At 59.7% G+C, this 372-nt stretch carries 1 protein-coding gene; it reads left to right on the plus strand.

Annotated elements, in window-relative coordinates; all coding sequences use genetic code 11:
• Positions 1-43 precede the first annotated feature (43 nt).
• Positions 44-372 (plus strand): phage tail protein (locus KMS84_RS44110; protein ID WP_256921446.1); only part of this gene is annotated, 329 nt, incomplete at its 3' end.

The following is a 372-nucleotide window of genomic DNA, read 5'->3' on the forward strand; positions in this document are numbered from 1 at the left end:
GCTCATAATCAACTTGCCGGGCGGCCGAGCCGAAGGTCGAACTGTGCAGAGCGTCAATGGCCGTGCTGTGACTGTAACCGTCGCTTACAGCGAGCCACCGGTCGCGCAGTTGCAATGGGCGATCGACGCCGATGACCTGGCGATCCCGTTGTACCGCGTATTGCGCACCAAGCGCACCACAGATGGCGACTTCGAAATCACTGCGCTGCAGTTCGAACCTAGCAAGTTCGCGCATATCGACACCGGCGCGCGCCTAGAAGAAAGGCCGATCAGCGTGATACCAGTCACAGTGGTCCCTGCGCCGGCCAGTATCTCGTTGGCTTCAACGTCATCTGTGATTCAGGGGCTGGCGGTGGCAACCATGACTATCAG

Source organism: Streptomyces hilarionis, from assembly GCF_024539675.1.
Classification (GTDB): Bacteria; Actinomycetota; Actinomycetes; order Streptomycetales; family Streptomycetaceae; genus Streptomyces; species Streptomyces hilarionis.